Source organism: Mesorhizobium sp. P3_A10 (genome assembly GCF_056403175.1).
Genome location: NZ_JBFUFZ010000001.1, coordinates 249,450 through 269,104 on the forward strand (window position 1 = coordinate 249,450; position 19,655 = coordinate 269,104).

Here is a 19,655-nt window from a genome sequence, read left to right on the forward strand (position 1 = left end):
CGACACCATAAATCAGGATTTCGGAAAAATCATTCCCGAACAGCGGGATGGAGCCATATCCTGACTCTTTTCCGGACACGAAAAATGTAGCGCTCAGGATATGTTGAGATTCAGGTCAGGCCGAGTCGAGAAGGGTGGCTTCCGAGAACCGGAGCGGAGCGTACTTTGGGTACGTGAGCACCGGAAGCGCAGAAAGCCGCCCTTCGCAGGCCGGCCTCACCTGAATATCAGCATATCCTAGGCGGCAGCAATGTTCTCGCGCAGCAGCCGCTCGGCCGCCGCGCGGGCTTCGTCGGTGATGGTGGCGCCGGCAAGCATGCGGGCGATCTCTTCCTGCCGCGCCGCCCGGTCCATCTCGGCAATGCCGGTAGCGACCCGGTCGCTACCGCCGGATTTGGAAATCAGGAAATGCGTTGCCGCGCGCGCCGCGACTTGCGGCGCATGCGTCACGGAAAGCACCTGCACGCGCTTCGACAGCCGCGCCAGTCGCTGGCCGATGGCGTCGGCAACCGCGCCGCCCACGCCGGTGTCGATCTCATCGAAGACCAAGGTCGGCGCCGAGCCGCGGTCGGCGAGCGCCACCTTCAGCGCCAAGAGGAAGCGCGAAAGCTCGCCGCCGGATGCCACCTTCATCATCGGCCCCGGTCTGGTGCCGGGATTGGTGCGCACCCAAAACTCGACCTGGTCGATACCTTCTTCCATGCGGTTGTCGGCATCGCTTGCCATCTCGACGATGAACTCGGCCCGTTCGAGCTTCAGCGCCGGCAGTTCGGCCATCACTGCCTTGGTCAGTCCGGCCGCCGCCGCATGGCGAAGCGACGACAGCTGTGCCGCCGAAATATCGAAGGCCTCGCGCGCGGCAGAGGCCTGCTTTTGCAGCGCGTGCAGGCGCTCCTCGCCGGCGTCGAGATCGGCAAGATCGGCGACCATCGTGTCGCGCAGCTGCGCCAGGTCGTCGACCGCCACCGCGTGCTTGCGCGAGGCAGCGCGTAGCGAAAACAGCCGCTCTTCGGCCTTCTCCAGCCGTTGCGGATCGTATTCGGTGGCGCGAAGTGCCGCATCGACGCCCGACTGCGCCGCGTCGAGTGACAGCATCGCCTCGTCGAGCGATTTGACGACGTCGTCCAGCAGGCCGGGCGCCTCCGTCACCTTGCGCTGTAGGCGTCTGAGTAGGCTGGCCAGTTGCGGCAAAGGCGAGGACGGCCCGGAAAGCACATCCTGCGCGTCGTGGATTTCCGAGGCGATCTTTTCCGCCCGCATCATCGAGGCGCGCAATTCCGCAAGGTCGCTCTCCTCGCCCGGCTGCGGGTCGAGCTTGGTCAATTCGACGACCGCGGCGCGCAGATAGTCCGCCTCGCGCGCCGCCGCCTCGACCTTGGCGCGGTGACGCGAAAATTCCTGCTCGCAATTGCGCCAGTAGCGCCACGCTTCGCCGGTCGCGCGCACGGCACCGAGATGACCGCCAAAACTATCGAGCAGTTCGCGATGCGCGCCGGGATCGACCAAAGCGCGCTCGTCATGCTGGCCGTGGATCTCGACCAGCGCGCGGCCGACATCGCGCATCAATGTGACGCTGGACGGCTGGTCGTTGACGAAGACGCGCGTGCGGCCGTCCGCCGTCTGCACGCGACGCAAAATGATGTCGCCGTCGTCCTCGATGGCGTTGTCGACCAGCAGCATGCGGGCGGGATGGTTGCGCGGCACGTCGAACACGGCGATGACCTGGCCCTGCGCCGTGCCATGGCGCACCAGCGAGGCATCGCCCCGCGCGCCAAGCGCCAATGACAGGGCATCGAGCAGGATGGATTTGCCGGCGCCGGTTTCGCCGGTCAGCACCGAAAGGCCGGGCTGGAAGTCGATATCCAGCTTCTCGATCAGGACGATATCGCGGATCGACAGTCTGGAAAGCATCAGAACCCGGACCTATTGCCTGTCGCCCAAGAGTGGACCCGGTGTTGGGACAACGACATGCACGAAAACAAAATGCGGCACGCGATCCGTTGGAATCGCAGCGCCGCACTATCTTTTTGTTTTGGCATCGGATCAATCCGAAAAAGCGCTGAACACGCTTCGGACCAATCCTCTCGGGTCAAGCGCCGGTGATCAGCTTCCCGGCTTTGGATATCCACGATCCGGCATTCTCTCGCGGCGCAAGCCCGTTGCTCTGCAGGAGCTTGTAGGAATCCTTGTACCATGGGCTGTCGGGATAGTTGGTGCCAAGCACGGCGGCGGCCGTCTGGGCTTCAGAGGTCAGGCCCATCGCATAGTAGCTTTCGGTAAGACGCGCGAGCGCCTCCTCGACATGGCGCGTGTTGGAATAGTTTTCCACCACATTGCGGAACCGCTTGACGGCGGCGATGTACTCGCGGCGCTCGAGATAATAGCGGCCGATCTGCATTTCCTTGCCGGCCAGCTGGTCGGTGGCAAAACGGATCTTTTCCTTGGCGTCGTCAACATATTCCGAGGTCGGCCAGCGTGTCACCAGATCCTGCATCGTCTGCACGGTCTGGCGCGCTTCCTTCTGGTCCTGGGTAACGTCCTTGATCTGCCGGTAGTAGCTCAACCCAATGATGTACTGGGCGTAAGCCGCATCGTCGGTCGACGGATAGAGCGTGAGGTAGCGCTTGGCCGAGCCGATCGCCTCGTCATAATGGCCTGCGCGGTAATCGGCGAAGGCGCCCATCACCATCGATTTGCGGGCGAATTCCGAATAGGGGTGCTGACGGTCGACGGCATCGAACTTCTTGCTCGCCTCATCCAGACGGCCGGCATTCAGATTGGCGAGACCCTGGTTGTAGAGAACGTCAGCCGGCTCCGTCTGGTCGACATAGGTCGACAGATCGACATCTTTCTCGGACGACATGCAGGCCGACAGGAAGAGCGATGGAACAACCACCGAAAGCGCCAGGAAAACAGCCCGATACGGCGCTTTCGATTGACCAACTCGCTTAAAGAACATGATTGGATTCCGCCCTTTCGGCGTCATTTTTCAGTCGACGGCAGCAGCCATAAACCATAATCGCCTTGCCCGGCAACGCTATCTCCGGCCAATCGCGCATTTTTGTGGCGGTTTGACGTTACCCCAAAAGCAATGTGATTTCACCCATCGGTGATGCATTCATGCAACACCAATCGGTCGCAATATGAGCCTGAAAATTGTTAAGAATCAGATCACCCAGGGCGCAAAGACAGGCCCGGTGACAGCGCTCATCTCGGCGGTGCGGCCGCGCTCGCGGCGCGTGGTTTCGACGACCTCGAAGGCCGAACGGTCGGACAACAGGCGCCGCAAGGCAGCCGCGTTCATCCTGTGGCCGCCGCGATAAGAGCGGAAGCAGCCGATGAAGCGGGCGCCGGCCAGCGCCAGATCGCCCATGGCGTCCATCGTCTTGTGGCGGGCGAACTCATTGGGATAGCGCAGGCCGCCGACGTTGATGACGCGGTTGTCGTCGCCGATCACCAGCGAGTTCTCCAGCGACGAGCCGAGCGCATAGCCGGCTGCCCACAGGCGCTCGACGTCCTTCATGAAACCGAAGGTGCGGGCCCGCGCGATATCGCGGCGGAAAATGTCGGGGTTGATATCGGATGCAAAGAGCTGGCGGCCGATCGCCGGGCTTTCGAAATCGATCTCGACCTCGAAGCGCGTGCCGCTATAGGGCCTGAATTCCGCCCAGGAGGCACCGTTCTCAATGCGAACCGGCTTGACCACCCTGATATAGCGGCGCTTGACCGGCAGCGTCTCGATGCCTGCCTGGTCAATGGCCTCCACGAACGACACGGCACTGCCGTCGAGGATCGGAACCTCGTGGCCGTCGATCTCGATGACGATATTGTCGATGCCAAGCCCGAAAAGTGTCGCCATCAGATGTTCGACGGTGGCGATATGCTCGCCCGAGGGATCACCCAGCATGGTGCACAAGTCGGTGGCGCCGACTTCGGAAACGAGTGCGCGAAACTCACGGCCCTCGCCGCCATTCAAAAGCTGGAAGACGACACCCGTATCGGGGTCCGCCGGCAGAAAATTGACGGTGACGGGCTTGCCGCTGTGAACGCCGGTACCCGTCAGCGTCGCACGCGATTTAAGTGTCGTCTGATAGTCGTGCAAGACAAACCCCATAGCCCAAACTGCCTACGTCCGCTTCCTCAGCCCCAAGGGCTCGCGGCTCTTGATTTGAACGGCAGGCTGGGCCAACTCCCCGAATCCCGGCACACCGACCTTAGTCTCGGGAAGATAGTGGTCCGGCAGAAAGTCTCCAAATCACGGTTTCTTACTCTCTGTAACCGCGACCAGCAATGCCAACGGTTCGCTAAACCGTTGTTTTGCAATCGTTTTAAACGTTAACAGGCAAACAGTCTCCTGCTTGCCTGTTAACAATTGTTACGGACCGTTAACGGTCAATTGGCCTGGCGGCGCAAGAATGCCGGAATCTCCAGCTGATCGTCTTCCTGCATTGTCCTGGTCTGCGGTGACAGCCGGCCCTGATCGTCCAACTGGCCGCGGCGCGGTGCGTAGAGCTGCGGGTCCTGGCTGGCAAGGCGGCGCATTTCGGGTGCCGCCTGGCGCAGTTTCGGTTCGCGCGGCTGCGCCGGCTGCAACCGGGCAGGCTCCTCTTCGCGTCGCGTCAGGCCGTTGGTCAGCCGCTTGAGCAGCCCCATCGGTCCGCTGTTCTCGTGGTCGGCCGGACGGCTCTTGGCTTCCACTTCGGCCTTGACCACCGGCGGGAAATCCTCGACGCGCGGCATGCGCTGGGGTGCCGCGGCAATCGGCTGCGGCATTTCACGCTGCGGCGCAGGCTGCATCACCTGCTGTACCATTGGCTGCGGCTGGGCCGGCGGCGCCTGGAAGATCTTGCTCTGCGGCCGGAAGTCGTCGGCCTGGGCAACTGGCGCCGGGCGAGCCTGCGCCATCGCCGCGGCATTGGCCTCGGCAAGCTGGATGGCCTCGGCAACCGGGTCGGCCGCGCGTGGCTCATAGATCACCTGCTGGACGGGCGGACGGCTGTCCGTGACCGGCACGGACGGGCGGCTGACCGGCTTCTGCGGCGCCGCGCGGATGGAGATCGGCGCGGACGCGATTTCAGCCGCCGATTTGTCGATGCCGGTGGCGACCACCGAAACCCGGATCACGCCTTCGAGTTCTTCGTCGAAGGTGGCGCCGAGAATGATGTTGGCATCCTGGTCCACCTCTTCGCGGATGCGGGTTGCGGCTTCGTCGACCTCGAACAGGGTCAGGTCGCGGCCACCGGTGATCGAGATCAACAGGCCCTTGGCGCCCTTCATCGAGGTTTCGTCGAGCAGCGGGTTGGCGATCGCGGCCTCGGCGGCGGCCATCGCACGGCCCTCGCCCGAAGCTTCGCCAGTGCCCATCATCGCCTTGCCCATCTCGCGCATGACCGAACGGACGTCGGCGAAGTCGAGATTGATCAGGCCTTCCTTGACCATCAGGTCGGTGATGCAGGCAACACCGGAATAGAGCACCTGGTCGGCCATGGCGAAGGCATCGGCGAAGGTGGTCTTGTCATTGGCCAGCCGGAACAGGTTCTGGTTGGGGATGACGATCAGCGTATCGACGCATTTCTGCAGCTCCTCGATGCCGAGGTCTGCCGTCTTCATGCGGCGCTGGCCTTCGAAATGGAACGGCTTGGTGACGACGCCAACGGTGAGGATGCCCTTTTCACGGGCAGCGCGGGCAACGACCGGAGCCGCACCCGTGCCGGTGCCGCCGCCCATGCCGGCGGTGACGAAGCACATATGCGTGTTGGAGAGATGATCAATGATCTCATCAATGCACTCCTCGGCCGCCGCGCGCCCGACTTCGGGCTGCGACCCGGCGCCGAGGCCCTCGGTGACATGCGCGCCGAGCTGGATCAGCCGATCGGCCTTCGACATGGTCAGTGCCTGCGCGTCGGTGTTGGCGACGACGAACTCGACACCGCGCAAACCGGCGGTGATCATGTTGTTGACGGCGTTGCCGCCACCGCCGCCGACACCGAACACGGTGATGCGCGGCTTGAGCTCGGTGATGTCCGGCTTTTGCAGATTGATGGTCATTGTCTCCGTCCTTTGCCTTTCCCGCCGCTTCGCCGCCGCGGCCGCCTATGGGGCTGTCCCCGTCAATTTTAGAAACTGTCTCTCAACCACTGACTCATTCGATGCAGTTTTCCGCCCGTACCAGTCATCCTGAGGCCGGAAATACCTTTCGCCGGGCGGCTCTCGAAGCTCGCCATCTGCGGATAGATCAAAAGCCCGACCGGGGTCGAGAAAGCCGGCCCCTTGGCAGCTTCGGGCAGGCCTGCCACGCCGAGCGGGCGGCCGATGCGTACATTGCGCCCCAGAATGCGGCGCGCCGCCTCCGGCAGGCCGGCAAGCTGGCTGGCGCCGCCAGTGAGCACGACGCGCTTGCCGACGGCATTGCCGTAGCTCGATTTGTTCAGCCGGTCGCGCAACAGTTCCAGCGTTTCGTCGATGCGGGCGCGGATGATGCGCGTCATCACCGAACGCGGTATCTGCAACGGCACGTCGCCATCCTCGCCGATCGGCTGGATCGAAACCAGGTCGCGGTCGTCGGCACTGCCGGGCAGCGCCGAGCCATGCATCACTTTCAGCCGCTCGGCGGCGTCGAGCGAGGTCGACAGGCCCTTGGCCATGTCCAGCGTGACGTGATTGCCGCCGATGGCGATGGCGTCGGCATGAACGAACTTGCCTTCCGAAAACACCGAGATCGTCGTGGTACCGCCGCCCATGTCGATGCAGGCCGCGCCCATTTCGAGTTCGTCGTCGACCAAGGCCGCAAGCCCGCTGGCATAGGGTGTCGCCACCATGCGCTCGACCGACAGATGCGAGCGGTTGATGCAGAGCTCCAGGTTGCGCAAGGGGGCCGCGTCGCCGGTCAGCACATGCATGTCGACCCCAAGCTGATCGCCGACCATGCCGCGCGGATCGCGCACGCCGCGCTCGGCGTCCAGCGAAAAGCCGACGGGAAGCGAATGAATCACCTCGCGCTCTGTCCTCAGCGCCTGCTTGGCACCGGCGGCGAGCACGCGCTTGATGTCGGCCTCGTCGGCCTCGTGGCCGCCAAGGTTGATGGTGGCCGAGAAGGTTTCGCTCTTCAGCCGGCCGGCCGTCATGTTGACGATGAGGGAATCGACTGTCAGCCCCGCCATGCGCTCGGCGGCGTCGACGGCGAGGCGGATGGCGTGCTCGGCCCGGTCGAGATCGACGACGACCCCCGATTTCACGCCTTGCGATTTCTGGTGACCGATGCCGATCACCTGGACGCGGTGCGAACGGCCGCGCAGCAGATTGCCGTCATCGCGCGGCTTGAGCTTTGCCACCATGCAGCAAACCTTGCTCGAGCCGACATCCAGCACGGTCAGTGTGCCGGACCGGCGCGACGAGGCATCGCTGTTGCCGCCAAGCCAGCTCATATCTTCGTCTCCGGCTTGCGCTTCAGGCTTTGCGGCTTTTCATTGAGCGCGGCTTCGCGCTGGGTCGCGGCTTCCGGCGTCAACTCGACGACCAGGCGGTCGGACAGGCGCATGTCGACGGCGGCGATGTCGCGCGTCAAAAGCCCGTTGTCGTGGTCCATCCTGACGAGATCGGCGATCGCCTTATCTTCGTCATCCTCGGGAAGCTTGACCGTGATGCCGTTTTCCAGCTTCAGGTCCCAACGCCGCTCGCCGATGCGGATGTAGCCTTTGACCCGCGCCGCAAGCTCGGGATATTTCTTGATCTTGCTGAGAAAATCAGGCGCCTTCGCCGGCGCGCCGGTGCCAATGATCAGCGGCAGCAATGCCTGCTTGCCACCCGAGAACGGCGCGATAACCGCGCCGGACCGTTCGATGACGGACAGCTCTGAGCCTTGCTGCCAGAGCGCGAACGGCTCGCGCTCCTCGACGCGCACCTCCAGCGTGTGCGGATAGACCTTGCGCACCGCCGCGACTTCGACCCAGGGCAGCGTGCCAATCCGCGCGCGCGCGGCCTCTGCGTCAAAACCGATCAGCGACGTCCAGCCATCGAGTTCCAGCCTGTCCAGGATGTCGATCTCGGATGTTTCGCGATTGCCGACCACTTTGATCTGGTCGACGGCAAAACCGGTGCGGGCGGTGATGCTCTGGACGATCTCGTCGGTATCGCCCGAGAGATAGGCGCCGTAAGCGCAGCTGGAGGCAATCAGCACGGCCGACATGATGGTGGCGCAGAAACGCGGCACCTGAACTTCCCCGCCGCCAAGGCGCGCCAGCACGCGCACCGGCCGGCGAAGCAGGCGCGGCAGCACGAAATGGTCGAACGACAACGGCACGCCGAACAGCGCCGGCCCGGCCGCGCCTGTCTTGCCCTGTCCCCATTTCAACGCAGACACGAAGCGTCCTCCACCATCCAACTCAACAAATCGCCGAACGAGTGCCCCGCTTGCGCGGCGATTTCCGGCACCAAAGACGTCGGCGTCATACCTGGCTGGGTGTTGACCTCGAGCCAGACAACCTCGCCGTTTTCGGAGTGACGGTCATCGTAACGGAAGTCCGACCGGGAAACGCCCCGGCAGCCGATAGCTAGGTGAGCCTTGAGCGCCAGTGTCTGTATTTTTTGGTAAATATTCGGTGAAATTTTTGCAGGGCATTCGTGTTTTGATCCGCCCGCGACGTATTTTGAATCATAGTCGTAGAAGGAATGGCCGGTCGGAATGATTTCGCAGACGCCAAGCGCCACGTCGCCCATCACGGCGCAAGTCAGCTCGCGTCCATGGACGTAGCGCTCGACCATGACAGTATCGCCATACTTCCATTCGGACGAGCCGATCACCTGCGGCGGATGCGACTGACCCTCATGGACGATGACGACGCCAAAGCTCGACCCCTCATTGACCGGCTTGACCACATAGGGCGGCTTCATCGGATGCTTGTTCTGGATGGCGAAGCGGTTGGTAACCTTGGATTCCGCTATCGGAACGCCGGCGGCCTTGGCGATCTTCTTGGCCTGCTCCTTGTTCATGGCAAGCGCCGAAGCGAGCACGCCGGAATGAGTGTAGGGAATGGCGAGATATTCGAGGATGCCCTGAATGGTGCCGTCCTCGCCGAAAGGGCCGTGCAGCGCGTTGAAGACAGCATCAGGCCTGAGCTCGGCAAGCACGGATCCGACGTCGCGCGAAACATCGACGCGGGTGACCTGGTAGCCTTCAGTCTCGAGCGCATCGGCACACGCCTTCCCCGAGGACAGAGACACGGGCCGCTCGGACGAGAATCCTCCCAGCAGAACAGCCACATGCTTACTTTTCATTTCCCGTCATCCCCTAATACGGCGGGCCCGCAACACTGTTTTCGCGACATTGAGTCCGAGTCTTCCGGCAGGTTGCCCCCCAGACGGAAAACGCGAGTGACGCGTCGCAACGACTCAAATCAGGAAACGCTTGAAGGCAGAGAATCAGAGAGTTGATTCGCTGGCAAGTGCTTACGATTCCGAGAGATTCACTTTCCGTGAAAACGACCGTAAAAAGCGCGTTGTTGAGTCTTTGCAGCAACGGTCGTGCGGCTGTTTCAGGCCGCTTGAAGTTAAAGCATCACATGAACTTCAGCTTGCGCTAAAGCAGTAGCCCGAGGAATTCCTGCACCTCATGGCCAGGCCGGAAGTTGCCGATGCGCTTGATCTCCCACTGCAGCCGGATGCCGGATTTTTCGAGCACCCGGGCGCGCACCGTCTCGCCCAGATATTCGAGGTCGTAGCCGGTCGCGGTTCCAGTGTTGATCATGAAGTTGCAATGCATCGGCGACATCTGCGCGCCGCCGATCATCAGCCCGCGACAGCCGGCCTTGTCGATCTCTTTCCAGGCCGACGTGCCGTCCGGATTCTTGAAGGTCGAGCCACCGGTCTTCTCGCGGATCGGCTGCACCGTTTCGCGATGGTTCTGCACGGCGTCCATCGCAGCCTTGATCGCCGCCTTGTCTTCCAGGGCCCCTTCGAACACGGCCGACGTGAAGATCAGCCCGGACGGTGCTGCCGAATGACGATAGGCGTAGCCCATATCGGCATTGCTCAGCGTATGAATGCTGCCCTTGCGGTCGAGCGCCCGCACCTCGACGACGCGCTCGCGCGTCTCAACGCCATTGGCGCCGGCGTTCATCCGCAGCGCCCCACCGACGGCGCCCGGAATGCCATGGTAGAAATGAAAGCCGCCAATGCCCGCCTCATAGGCAAGTGCGGCCACGCGCTTGTCAGGCGTGGCGGCGCCGGCCTTGATCGTCGTCGGTCCGATAATCTCGGCTTCGCCAAAGCCTTTGGCCGAAAGCCGGATGACAAAACCTGGAATGCCGCCATCGCGCACCAGAAGGTTTGAGCCGACGCCGACGACGGTCAGCGGAATGTCTTCGGGAACCGCCTTCAGGAACGCGGCGAGATCGTCCTCGTCGGCGGGTTGGAACAGGGCCTCGGCAAGCCCGCCGGCGCGGAACCAGGTGATCTTGTCCATCTCGGCATTGGGCGTGATCCGGCCGCGCAGGCCGGCCAGCCGGTCGCCAAGTCCGTCGATCAAGGCCTGGCCGCGCATCATGAGACGGTACCGCCAAGGTCCTTGGGCAGCGCATAGGCCCATTGGGTGATGTTGCCGGCGCCGAGGAAGACGACGAAATCGCCGGGCTTCGCCAGATCGCGAATGACGGGCGCAATCGCCGCCGGGCCTTCGATGTAGCGCGCGTCGCGATGGCCGCCGGAGCGGATGCGCGACACCAGCGCCTCGGAGGTCACCCCGTCGATCGGCTCTTCGCCGGCCGCATAGACCGGCGCCACCATCACCGTGTCGGCATCGTTGAAGCAGACGGAAAACTCGTCGAACAGATCATGCAGCCGGGTGAAGCGGTGCGGCTGGGCAATGGCGATGACGCGGCCGTCCGTGGCGCTGCGCGCCGCCTTCAGCACTGCGGTGATCTCGACCGGATGATGGCCATAATCATCGAACACCTCGACGCCATTCCACGAACCGGTATGGGTGAAGCGTCGCTTGACGCCGGCGAAGGACGACAGGCCCTTCTTGATCGCCTCGGCCGACAGGCCGAGTTCATGCGCGACAGCGATCGCCGCCGTCGCATTGGAGACGTTGTGGCGGCCGGGCATCGGCAGACGCAGCCCCGCTATCGTCGTCTGGCCACGGCCCTTGCGGTCGCGGATCACCACGTCGAACTCCGAGATGGCACCCGCCATGCGGTGGTTGGTGAAGCGCACATCGGCCTGCGCGTTCTCACCATAGGTGATGACGCGGCGGTCCTCGATGCGGCTGACCAGCGCCTGCACTTCCGCGTGGTCGGTGCACATGACGCCAAAGCCGTAGAACGGCACGTTCTCGACGAACTGGCGAAACGCCTCGCGCACCTTGTCGAAACTGCCGTAATGGTCGAGGTGTTCGGGATCGATGTTGGTGACGACGGCAATCTCGGCCGGCAGCTTCAGGAACGTGCCGTCGCTCTCGTCGGCCTCGACCACCATCCATTCACCGTCGCCCATGCGGGCATTGGTGCCATAGGCATTGATAATGCCGCCATTGATCACCGTCGGGTCGAGCCCGCCGGCTTCCAGCAGCGTCGCCACCATCGAGGTCGTCGTCGTCTTGCCATGCGTGCCGCCGATGGCGACAGCCTGACGGAAGCGCATCAATTCGGCCAGCATTTCGGCGCGGCGCACAATCGGCAGCAGCTTTTCACGCGCGGCCTTCAGTTCCGGATTGGATTTCTTGATCGCGGTCGACACGACCACCACTTCGGCTTCGCCGATGTTCTCGGCCTTGTGACCGACGAAGCACTCGATGCCCTTGTCGCGCAGCCGCTGAACATTGGCGCTGTCGGCCTGGTCGGAGCCTTGCACCTTGTAGCCCAGATTGTGCAGCACCTCGGCGATGCCGCTCATGCCGATGCCGCCAATGCCGATGAAATGCACAAGGCCGATCGTCTCCGGCATCTTCATGCGTGCGTCCCCTTCCTGAATTCCGAAACGGTTTTCCTGGACGCAATAGCCTCTGTCAGATCGGCGAGCAACCGCGCCGCGTCCGGTTTTCCCGCCGATCTGGCGGCCGCGGCCATGGCAGCCAGCCGGGCCGGATCCTGCATCAACCCGCCGATCAAGGCAGCGATGCGCTCGGGCGACAGTGTGGACTGCTGATGCACTTCCGCCCCGCCTGCCGCAGCAAGGGCCGCAGCATTGGCCGCCTGGTCATGATCGAGCGCATGCGGATAGGGTACCAGCAGCGCCGGCCGGCCGATCACCGCGATTTCCGATACGGTGGACGCACCCGACCGCGACATCACCAGCTGCGCTGCCGCCATCCGCGCCGCCATATCGGTGAAGAATGGCGACACCTGCACGTCGACGCCGAGCGCCGCATAGGCCGTCTTCACCCGCGCCACGTCGTCGGCACGCGCCTGTTGGGTAATCACCAGCCGCTTGCGCAACCCTTCCGGCAGCAGCACGATAGCCGCCGGCACCGCGTCGGAAAAGAACTGCGCACCCTGGCTGCCGCCGAACACCAGCAGCCGGAATGGTTCTTCCCCGGCCGACGCCACGTAAGGCGTCTTCGCGGCTTCCATGACTTGCGGCCGGACCGGATTGCCCGTCGTCACCGTCTTGGCGCCTGCCGCACTTGTATCTTCGGGCAGGAAGCCGCCGGCGATCGCGTCGACACGGCCTGCCAGCGCCCTGTTGGCCCTGCCCATCACCGCGTTCTGCTCGTGGATCAGCGTCGGCAGCTTGCGCCTCGTCGCCGCATAGAGCGGCGGCAGCGTCGGGTAGCCACCGAAACCGACGACGGCGTCGGGCTTGATCCTGCCGATAATGGCTGAGGCCTGCCGCACCCCGCGCCAGATCTTCCAGAAGGCGGCGAGCACCGCCACCGGGTTCTTCGAACCCATGGTCGCCGACTGGATCGGATGGACGGCTGCCGCCGGGAAATGGCCGGCAAAGCGCTCGGCGCGGTCGTCGGTGGCCAGATGCACCTTCCAGCCGCGCTCGTTCAGCTCGTGCGCCAGTGCCTCGGCCGGGAACAGATGCCCGCCCGTGCCGCCAGCCGCCAGAAGGATCACACCCCTCGACATCTCACTCCGCCGGCATAGCGCGCTGCGACAGGGCAAAGCCCATCTGCTTGCGCTTTTCCGGCCGCCTGCGCGTCAGCGCCAGCACCATGCCCATCGAGATGGCAATGGCGATCTGCGAGGAGCCGCCATAGGAGATGAACGGCAGCGTCATGCCCTTGGCCGGCATCAACTGCAAATTGACGGCCATGTTGATGACCGACTGCAGGCCAAAGACGGTGACCAGGCCACCAACGGCATAGCGGGTGAAATCGTCGTGCTCCTTCAGTGCCGTGCTCAGGCCGCGCAGCACGATGAAGGCGAAGATCGACATGATGAAGAAGCACATGATCAGTCCGAATTCCTCGCCGGCGACCGAAAAGACGAAGTCGGCGTGGCTGTCCGGGATCACCCGCTTGACAGTGCCCTCGCCCGGTCCGACGCCGAACCAGCCGCCATTGATCAGCGCTTCGCGGCCCATGTCGACCTGGAACGTGTCACCCTCGCCAGTGACGAACTTGTCGATGCGAGCGGCGACGTGCGGAAACACCGAATAGGCGGCGAACACGCCGCCGAGGCCGGCGGCGCCGAGTGCGATGATCCACATCCACGGCAGACCGGCCATGAAGAACATCACGCCCCAGGTGCCGAGCACAAGCATGGTCTGGCCGAGATCGGGCTGCGCCACCAAAAGCGAAATGACCAGCGCCAAAAGCAGCATGGCGAACAGATTGCCCGGAATATCGGGCTGGCGCTTGTGTTCGGCAAACAGCCAGGCGCACATGATGACGAAGGCGGGTTTCAGGAATTCGGAGGGCTGGATCGACAGGCCGGCAAACGACACCCAGCGCCGCGCGCCTTTCACCTCGACGCCGACATAGAGAACCACCACCATCAGCACCAGCATGATGCACAGCATGACCAGCGCCATGCGCCGGATCTGCCGGGATTCGAGGAAGGAGACGGCCAGCATCACGCCGAGTGCCGGCACGGTGAAGATGATCTGCCTGGTCGCGAAGTGGAAACTGTCGAGGCCGATGCGTTCGGCCACCGCCGGGCTCGCCGCGAAGGAGAGCACGATGCCGAGCCCCATCAGCGACAGGAACGCCGCCAGGAACCAGCGATCGATGGTCCACCACCAGGTCGCTACCGGACTTTTGTCGAGACGGCTTTGCATTATCGTGCCCCTCCGATGGGTTTCACGCCCTCGATAGCATTCGCAGCTTGCCTGAAGGCTTCGCCGCGCACTTCGAAATTCTTGAACTGGTCGAAACTGGCGCAGGCGGGCGAGAGCAGCACCACCACCTCGCCGCTGTCGTCATTTACCGCATCGCGCGCCGCGTGCTCGACCGCGGCGGCAAGCGTGCCCGATATTTCGTAAGGCACAGCTTCGCCCAGCGTCGCCGAGAAGGCGGGGGCCGCCTCGCCGATCAGATAGGCCCTGGCGATGCGCGGGAAGAAGCCGCGCAAGGGTTCGATGCCGCCCTCCTTGGGCAGGCCGCCGGCGATCCAGTAGATGCGCGGAAAGCTCGACAGGGCCGGTGCCGCCGCGTCGGCATTGGTCGCCTTGGAATCGTTGACGAACAGGACATGGTCCTTGCGGCCGACCTGCTCCATGCGGTGCGCCAGTCCGGGAAAGCTCTCCAATCCCGACTGGATCTCGCCGAGGTCCAGCCCGACCTTGAGGCAGGCAGCGACAGCGGCCAGCGCGTTTTGCGCATTGTGCTGGCCGCGCAGCGAGCCGATGCCTTCGAGAAAGGCAACGCGGCTGTAGCGGCCGTGCACGGCTTCCATCAGATTGGAGCCGTCGGCGAAGTAGCCGTCGGTCAGCGGCAGGCGCTTGGAAATGCGGATCACCTGCTTGCCCGCCCGCTCCAGCCTGTCGGCGATCTGGGCGCACCAGGAATCGTCGATGCCGACGACGGCCGTCTCGCTGCCGGCCACCAGTCGCTCCTTGATGGCGGCGTAATGCTGCATGGTGCCGTGACGGTCGAGATGGTCGGGCGTCAGGTTGAGCAGGATGCCAGCCGTCGGATTGATCGAGGGCGCCAGATCAATCTGGTAGGACGAGCACTCCACCACATAGTGCCGGTCAGGCTGCGGCGGATCGAGCGTCATGATGGCGCGGCCGATATTGCCGCCCATCTGCGTGTCGCGCCCGGCCGATTTCAGGATATGCGCGGCCAGCGCCGTCGTAGTCGACTTGCCGTTGGTGCCGGTGATGGCAATGAACGGTGCCGTCGGCGCACGGGCGATGCGCTCGCGGCAGAACAGCTCGATGTCGCCGATCACTTCGACGCCGGCGCCACGCGCCAACTCGACCGTCCAGTGCGGCTTCGGATGCGTCAGCGGCACGCCGGGCGACAGCACGAAGGCCGAAAACCCCGCCCAATCGGCGCCGCGCAGGTCGGCGGTCGCAATGCCGAGCGCTGCTGCCTTGCCGACGCTGTCGGGATTGTCGTCCCAGGCAAGAACATCCGCCCCACCCTCGATCAGCGCGCGCGCTGTGGCGATCCCCGAGCCGCCGAGCCCGAAGAGCGAAACACGCTTGCCTGCGAAGGATGCGGCGGGGATCAAGCGATCTCCTATCTCAGCTTGAGGGTCGACAGGCCGACCAGTGCCAGGATCACGGCGATAATCCAGAAGCGGATCACCACCTGGCTTTCGGTCCATCCGAGCTTTTCGAAATGATGGTGGATCGGCGCCATCAGGAACACGCGCTTGCCGGTCATCTTGAAGTAGCCGACCTGGATGATGACCGACAGGATTTCGACGACAAACAGGCCGCCGACGATGACCAGCACGATCTCATGCTTGGTCGCCACCGCAACCGTGCCGATCAGGCCGCCCATCGCCAGCGAGCCGGTGTCGCCCATGAAGATCGCCGCCGGCGGTGCATTGAACCACAGGAAGCCGAGGCCGGCGCCGATCACCGAGCCGAGAACCACCGCCAGCTCGCCGGTACCGGGGACGAAATGGATCTGCAGATATTCGGCGAACACGGCATTGCCGGAGAGGTAGGCGATGACGCCGAAGGACGCTGCCGCGATCATGATCGGCACGATCGCCAGTCCGTCGAGACCGTCGGTCAGGTTCACCGCATTGCCGGCGCCAACGATGACGAAACAAGAGAACGGAACGAAGAACCAGCCGAGATTGACGATGAATTCCTTGGCGAAGGGAAAGGTCAGCGACGACGAGAACGGCGCCTGGCCATTGTGCATGATCACCCAGGCGGCAATGCCGGCGATGACGAATTCCAGCGCCAGCCGCGCCTTGCCGGAAAAGCCGAGATGCGACTGCTTGGTCACCTTGAGATAGTCGTCGTAGAAACCGATGGAGCCAAAGCCCAGCGTCACCAGCAGCACCACCCAGACATAGATGCTGGAAAGGTTCGCCCACAACAGCGACGAGCCGACGATGCCGCACAGGATCATCAGCCCGCCCATGGTCGGCGTACCGGCCTTCTTGAAGTGGGTTTGCGGCCCGTCGGCACGGATCGGCTGGCCCTTGCCTTGCCGCAGCCTGAGCGAATTGATGATGGTCGGTCCAAAAATGAAGACGATCAGCGCCGAGGTGATCAGCGCCCCACCGGTGCGGAAGGTGATGTAGCGGAAGACGTTGAAGACAGAGACCTTGTCCGCAAAATCAACGAGCAATGTAAACATGCGATTCCGTCCCCCGGACCTGACCCCTAGGTCTGTTTGCTGGTTGTGGCTTCCGCCGGAAATTTGCCGAGCAGCGCGTCGACCAGTTTTGAAAAACCGATGCCCTTCGACGATTTGATCATGACCACGTCGCCGGCCTTCAATGCCGACAACAGCACCGGCTTCAGATCTTCGGCGCCGGCGCGATACTCCGTTTTGATGTCGTCGGGCAAGATGTCGGCCAGCGCCTGCATTTCCGGACCGCCGAGAAAGACCGTGCGCGTCTCGGTGCCGACGATGAGGTCGGCAAGCGCTGCATGCAGCTTTGCCGAATGGTTGCCGAGTTCAAGCATGTCGCCGAGCACGGCGATGCGACGGCCTTCGCCCGACACCGGCGTCGCGTTGAGCAGCGCCATCGCCGCATCCATCGACGCCGGATTGGCGTTGTAGCTCTCGTCGATCAGCGTGATCGGCCCCTTCGGGTGCCGCAGCACATGGCGCTTGCCGCGGCCGCGTTCCGCCGACAGATCGGCCAGTGCCGAGGCCACCTTGGCAAGGTCGGCGCCAACCAGATGCGCCGCACCCAGCACCGCCAGTACATTCTGCACCATGTGGCGGCCGGGCGCGCCGATGCTGGCGACAACCTCATGGCCATCGATCCTGGCGGCGATGTCGGAATGGTCGGCATGCAGCACGCATTTGGCCAGCTTGAAGGTCGAGCGGGCGTTTTCGCCAAAGCCGAAGACGTGCTCGACGCCGGCGGCACGCGCCATCTTGTCGAGCAGCTTCCAGCGCGGATCGTCGCGGTTGAGCACGGCCGCACCGTCGGGCTCGAGCCCCTCGAAAATCTCGGCCTTGGCCCTGGCGATCTCGTCCAGATTTTTGAAGAAACCGAGATGGGCTGCCGCGATCAGCGTGACGATGGCGACATGTGGCCGGACCATCTTGACCAGCGGCCGGATTTCGCCGGGATGGTTCATGCCGATCTCGAACACGGCATAGTCGCAATCCTCGGGCATCCGCGCCAGCGTCAGCGGCACGCCCCAGTGATTGTTGAACGACTGCGCCGATGCATGCACCTTGCCGACGGCGGACAGCACATGGCGCAACGCTTCCTTGGTGGTCGTCTTGCCGGCGGAGCCGGTCACAGCGATGATTTTGGCGCTCGAACGCGTGCGCGCCGCGACGCCGAGCTTTTCCAGTGCCGCCAGCACATCCTCGACGACGATCATCGGCGCCGTCAGCCGCCCGAGCGACGGCAACTTGCCTTCGGCCACGACCAGCACGCCGGCGCCGGCCTTGATCGCCGAGGTCGCGAAATCATGGCCATCCATCGCCTCGCCCTTGATGGCGAAGAAGGCATCGCCCGGCTGCAGGCTGCGGCTGTCGATCGAAATGCCCGATATGCCTTCCGGCATCGGGCCAAGCGGCCGTCCGTCCATGGCGGCGACCAGCGCGTCGGCGGTCCACAGGAAACTCATGCGGCGCGCTCCCGCAGCGCGGCGCGCACTTCCTCATGATCGGAGAAATGAAACGTCTCGGCGCCGATGGTCTGGCCTTCCTCATGGCCTTTGCCGGCCACGATCAGCGTGTCGCCGGCATGCAGCATGGCCACCGCCTCGTGGATCGCCTGGCGCCGGTCGCCGATCTCGATGGCGCCGGGCGCCGCAGCAAGGATTGCGGCGCGGATCGTTTCGGGCACTTCCGAGCGCGGATTGTCATCGGTGACGATGACGACATCGGCAAGCCGCGTGGCGATCTCGCCCATGATCGGCCGCTTGCCGCGGTCGCGGTCGCCGCCGCAGCCGAACACGACGATAACGCGGCCGGTGGTGAACGGCCGCACCGAGGCCAGCACATTTTCCAGCGCATCCGGCTTGTGCGCATAGTCGACATAGACCGGCGCGCCATTGGTCGTGGTGCCGACAAGGTCGAGCCGGCCCGGAGCGCCCTTTAGTTTTTCCAATGCCATCAAGGCCTTGGCGGCAGGTGTTCCAGTCGAAATGGCGAGGCCGGCCGAGACCAGCGCATTGGAAATCTGGAAATCGCCGGCCAGCGGCAGGTCGACCTCATACAAAATGCCATCGGCTTCGACCTCGGCGCGCTGGCGATGGCGCTCGTGCTCGACCCGCTTCAGCCGCAGGAAATCGCCGTGCCGGCCAACCGTCAGCACGGTCAAGCTTGCCGCGCGTGCCGCACGAACCGTCGGCTCCGACCACGGGTCGTCGGCGAAGATGACGGCCGGTGCGCCCTTGGGCAGCAGCGTATCGAACAGGCGCAGTTTGGCGCGATGATAGTCCTCGACCGTCGGATGATAGTCCATGTGGTCGCGGCCGAGATTGGTGAAACCGCCGGCGGCGAGCTTCACACCGTCGAGGCGGCGCTGGTCGAGACCGTGGCTGGACGCTTCCATCGACGCGTGGGTGACGCCGGCATCGGCCAATTCCCTGAGCAACTGGTGCAGCGCCACCGGATCGGGCGTGGTCAACGAGCCATATTCGTTGCGGCCCGGCGCCACCACGCCGGTGGTGCCGATCGAAGCCGCGGCAAAGCCGGCCTGCTCCCAGATCTGCCTGGTGAAGGCGGCGACCGACGTCTTGCCGCTGGTGCCGGTCACCGCGACCATGGTTTGCGGTTGCCGGCCAAAGAAGCGGGCCGCACTCAGCGCCAGCGCAAGCCGCGGATCATCGACGGAAAGAACCGGGACCGGCAGGCCGGCAACGGCACTGCCCTTGCCAGCCACGATCGCCGCCGCACCCCGGCTGGCGGCATCGGCGGCGTAGACCGCGCCATCCGCCTTGGTTCCCGCGAGCGCGAAAAAGACCACGCCCGGTCTTGCCTGGCGGGAATCCGACGTAATCCCGGTAACCTCCATGTCGGGGGAAGCTGTTCCCTCGATAGGCAGGATACCGGCTAGATCTTTCAGCTGCATCGAGTTCCGTTCATTGCAACAAAATAGCGCGCA

Annotated in this window: 15 protein-coding genes; all 15 read right to left on the reverse strand. The window is 64.0% G+C overall.

Annotated features, from left to right (window positions below; all coding sequences use genetic code 11):
* Window positions 1–237 precede the first annotated feature (237 nt).
* Window positions 238–1,911 carry a DNA repair protein RecN gene (gene recN, locus AC1DXU_RS01250; protein ID WP_477363324.1) on the reverse strand — a complete coding sequence of 558 codons (1,674 nt, stop codon included), beginning with the start codon at window positions 1,909–1,911 and terminating at the stop codon, window positions 238–240.
* A 178-nt stretch (window positions 1,912–2,089) separates the two neighbouring features.
* A complete protein-coding gene (locus AC1DXU_RS01255) occupies window positions 2,090–2,959 on the reverse strand; it encodes an outer membrane protein assembly factor BamD (RefSeq protein ID WP_477312125.1) in 870 nt (289 codons plus the stop codon).
* Between the two features lie 207 nt (window positions 2,960–3,166).
* The gene (gene lpxC, locus AC1DXU_RS01260; RefSeq protein WP_477363327.1) at window positions 3,167–4,114 is read right to left on the reverse strand and encodes a UDP-3-O-acyl-N-acetylglucosamine deacetylase; all 948 of its coding nucleotides are present in this window, start codon (window positions 4,112–4,114) and stop codon (window positions 3,167–3,169) included.
* Window positions 4,115–4,392: 278 nt separating this feature from the next.
* Window positions 4,393–6,048, reverse strand: a complete 1,656-nt coding sequence (gene ftsZ, locus AC1DXU_RS01265; protein WP_477363330.1) for a cell division protein FtsZ — start codon at window positions 6,046–6,048, stop codon at window positions 4,393–4,395.
* A 68-nt stretch (window positions 6,049–6,116) separates the two neighbouring features.
* Window positions 6,117–7,424 carry a cell division protein FtsA gene (gene ftsA / locus AC1DXU_RS01270; protein WP_477312128.1) on the reverse strand — a complete coding sequence of 436 codons (1,308 nt, stop codon included), beginning with the start codon at window positions 7,422–7,424 and terminating at the stop codon, window positions 6,117–6,119.
* Window positions 7,421–8,359 carry a cell division protein FtsQ/DivIB gene (locus AC1DXU_RS01275; RefSeq protein ID WP_477363332.1) on the reverse strand — a complete coding sequence of 313 codons (939 nt, stop codon included), beginning with the start codon at window positions 8,357–8,359 and terminating at the stop codon, window positions 7,421–7,423. The genes ftsA and AC1DXU_RS01275 overlap by 4 nt, the downstream gene beginning before the upstream one ends.
* Window positions 8,347–9,273 (reverse strand): D-alanine--D-alanine ligase, encoded by a 927-nt coding sequence (locus AC1DXU_RS01280; protein WP_477312130.1) that lies wholly within the window; start codon window positions 9,271–9,273, stop codon window positions 8,347–8,349. Before AC1DXU_RS01280 ends, AC1DXU_RS01275 begins: the two co-directional genes overlap by 13 nt.
* Before the next feature lie 301 nt (window positions 9,274–9,574).
* Window positions 9,575–10,540 carry a UDP-N-acetylmuramate dehydrogenase gene (murB, locus tag AC1DXU_RS01285; RefSeq protein ID WP_477363335.1) on the reverse strand — a complete coding sequence of 322 codons (966 nt, stop codon included), beginning with the start codon at window positions 10,538–10,540 and terminating at the stop codon, window positions 9,575–9,577.
* The gene (gene murC / locus AC1DXU_RS01290; protein ID WP_477363338.1) at window positions 10,537–11,943 is read right to left on the reverse strand and encodes a UDP-N-acetylmuramate--L-alanine ligase; all 1,407 of its coding nucleotides are present in this window, start codon (window positions 11,941–11,943) and stop codon (window positions 10,537–10,539) included. Before murC ends, murB begins: the two co-directional genes overlap by 4 nt.
* Window positions 11,940–13,067: an undecaprenyldiphospho-muramoylpentapeptide beta-N-acetylglucosaminyltransferase gene (gene murG / locus AC1DXU_RS01295; protein WP_477363341.1), complete on the reverse strand. Its 1,128-nt coding sequence runs from the start codon at window positions 13,065–13,067 to the stop codon at window positions 11,940–11,942. The genes murC and murG overlap by 4 nt, the downstream gene beginning before the upstream one ends.
* Before the next feature lies 1 nt (window position 13,068).
* A complete protein-coding gene (gene ftsW / locus AC1DXU_RS01300) occupies window positions 13,069–14,220 on the reverse strand; it encodes a putative lipid II flippase FtsW (RefSeq protein WP_477312134.1) in 1,152 nt (383 codons plus the stop codon).
* Window positions 14,220–15,620 carry a UDP-N-acetylmuramoyl-L-alanine--D-glutamate ligase gene (gene murD / locus AC1DXU_RS01305; protein WP_477363344.1) on the reverse strand — a complete coding sequence of 467 codons (1,401 nt, stop codon included), beginning with the start codon at window positions 15,618–15,620 and terminating at the stop codon, window positions 14,220–14,222. Before murD ends, ftsW begins: the two co-directional genes overlap by 1 nt.
* 8 nt (window positions 15,621–15,628) lie before the next feature.
* The gene (gene mraY / locus AC1DXU_RS01310; RefSeq protein WP_477312136.1) at window positions 15,629–16,711 is read right to left on the reverse strand and encodes a phospho-N-acetylmuramoyl-pentapeptide-transferase; all 1,083 of its coding nucleotides are present in this window, start codon (window positions 16,709–16,711) and stop codon (window positions 15,629–15,631) included.
* A gap of 26 nt (window positions 16,712–16,737) precedes the next feature.
* Window positions 16,738–18,171 (reverse strand): UDP-N-acetylmuramoylalanyl-D-glutamyl-2,6-diaminopimelate--D-alanyl-D-alanine ligase, encoded by a 1,434-nt coding sequence (locus tag AC1DXU_RS01315; RefSeq protein ID WP_477363347.1) that lies wholly within the window; start codon window positions 18,169–18,171, stop codon window positions 16,738–16,740.
* Window positions 18,168–19,622: a UDP-N-acetylmuramoyl-L-alanyl-D-glutamate--2,6-diaminopimelate ligase gene (locus AC1DXU_RS01320; protein ID WP_477363349.1), complete on the reverse strand. Its 1,455-nt coding sequence runs from the start codon at window positions 19,620–19,622 to the stop codon at window positions 18,168–18,170. Before AC1DXU_RS01320 ends, AC1DXU_RS01315 begins: the two co-directional genes overlap by 4 nt.
* Window positions 19,623–19,655: the final 33 nt, after the last annotated feature.

Coding starts and splice junctions, on each gene's coding strand:
- recN (WP_477363324.1), bottom strand. CDS start 1,911: ATGCTTTCCAGACTGTCGATCCGCGATATCGTCCTGATCGAGAAGCTG.
- AC1DXU_RS01255 (WP_477312125.1), bottom strand. CDS start 2,959: ATGTTCTTTAAGCGAGTTGGTCAATCGAAAGCGCCGTATCGGGCTGTT.
- lpxC (WP_477363327.1), bottom strand. CDS start 4,114: ATGGGGTTTGTCTTGCACGACTATCAGACGACACTTAAATCGCGTGCG.
- ftsZ (WP_477363330.1), bottom strand. CDS start 6,048: ATGACCATCAATCTGCAAAAGCCGGACATCACCGAGCTCAAGCCGCGC.
- ftsA (WP_477312128.1), bottom strand. CDS start 7,424: ATGAGCTGGCTTGGCGGCAACAGCGATGCCTCGTCGCGCCGGTCCGGC.
- AC1DXU_RS01280 (WP_477312130.1), bottom strand. CDS start 9,273: ATGAAAAGTAAGCATGTGGCTGTTCTGCTGGGAGGATTCTCGTCCGAG.
- murB (WP_477363335.1), bottom strand. CDS start 10,540: ATGATGCGCGGCCAGGCCTTGATCGACGGACTTGGCGACCGGCTGGCC.
- murC (WP_477363338.1), bottom strand. CDS start 11,943: ATGAAGATGCCGGAGACGATCGGCCTTGTGCATTTCATCGGCATTGGC.
- murG (WP_477363341.1), bottom strand. CDS start 13,067: ATGTCGAGGGGTGTGATCCTTCTGGCGGCTGGCGGCACGGGCGGGCAT.
- ftsW (WP_477312134.1), bottom strand. CDS start 14,220: ATGCAAAGCCGTCTCGACAAAAGTCCGGTAGCGACCTGGTGGTGGACC.
- mraY (WP_477312136.1), bottom strand. CDS start 16,711: ATGTTTACATTGCTCGTTGATTTTGCGGACAAGGTCTCTGTCTTCAAC.
- AC1DXU_RS01315 (WP_477363347.1), bottom strand. CDS start 18,171: ATGAGTTTCCTGTGGACCGCCGACGCGCTGGTCGCCGCCATGGACGGA.
- AC1DXU_RS01320 (WP_477363349.1), bottom strand. CDS start 19,622: ATGCAGCTGAAAGATCTAGCCGGTATCCTGCCTATCGAGGGAACAGCT.